Source organism: Microtetraspora niveoalba (assembly GCF_001570405.1).
Classification (GTDB): domain Bacteria; phylum Actinomycetota; class Actinomycetes; order Streptosporangiales; family Streptosporangiaceae; genus Microtetraspora; species Microtetraspora niveoalba.
In genome coordinates this window covers 246421-247422 of the sequence record NZ_BBYM01000009.1, presented here as the reverse complement: position 1 = coordinate 247422, position 1002 = coordinate 246421, and the positions used below count along the sequence as shown (strand labels likewise).

1 protein-coding gene is annotated in these 1002 nt (G+C 78.4%); it reads left to right on the top strand.

Annotated elements, in window-relative coordinates; genetic code table 11:
* The coding region (locus tag AWQ70_RS38710; RefSeq protein WP_281196877.1) for a sigma factor-like helix-turn-helix DNA-binding protein at positions 1–1002 on the top strand (1002 nt) is incomplete at both ends.

Below are 1002 nucleotides of genomic sequence, written 5' to 3'. Positions count from 1 at the left end.
CGCGAGCGGGGCAGGGCGGCCGCCGTCGCGGTGCTCGACGACCCGGCCGACCCGCGGACGGCGGCGCTGGTGCGCGCCGCCCTCGCCGACCTCGGGCCGGGCGACCGCGAGATCCTCTCCCTGTCCGTACGGCACGGCCTCACGCCCGCCGAGGCCGGCTCGGTCCTGGGCCTAAGCTCGCGACAGGCGGCGGCCCGGCTCGCCAGGGCCAGAGACCGCGTGGAGAACGCGGCGGCGGCGGTCGTCCTGCCGGAGAAGGCGCGGGCGCACTGCCCCGACCTGTCCGCGCTGGTCGAGTCCGGCCCGGCCGGTCCCCCTGGACCGGTGCTGCGCAAACGCCTGACCAGGCACATCGCGGGATGCGAGGTGTGCGCCGAGGGCAGACGCAGGCACGTGTCCGCCGAACGGCTCCTCGACGCGATCCCCATCGCCTATCCCCCGCTGTCGCTCCGCCCGGCCGTCCTCGATCCCCCGGCACCGAACACCACCCCGCCGTCCACCAGGAACGCCACCGCCCCCTTCACCCCACCGCCGGACGCGGAGAAGGCCACCGCCCCCTTCGCCGCCCCGCCGGCCGCCGGGAACACCAGGGCCCCCTTTGCCACCCCGACGGCCGCCGGGAAGCGCGTCATCGCCACGCCGTCCGCGGCCGCGCCGGTCACCTCCACTTCCACTTCCCCGCTCCAGCCCGACGACCGGGGAACCGCGGCCGCCCCCACCCCACGGGCAGGGGGACGGCGTGGAACCCGCCGGGCCGAGGCGACCAGGCGGCGCGGACGGCGACGACGGGGCGCGCAGACCCGCCAGGGTGGGCGCGCTGATCCGGGCGAGCACACCGGTCGGGGCGAGCAGGTTCGCCGGGGTGGGCACACCGGTCGGGGCGGGCAGGTTCGCCGGGGTGGGCACATCGGTCGGGGCGGGCCATCGCGCTGGGGGAGGCGGATCCGTGGAGCCTGGACCGGCCGCTGGGGTGGTGAGGCGGCCGCGCTGGCCGCCCTGTCC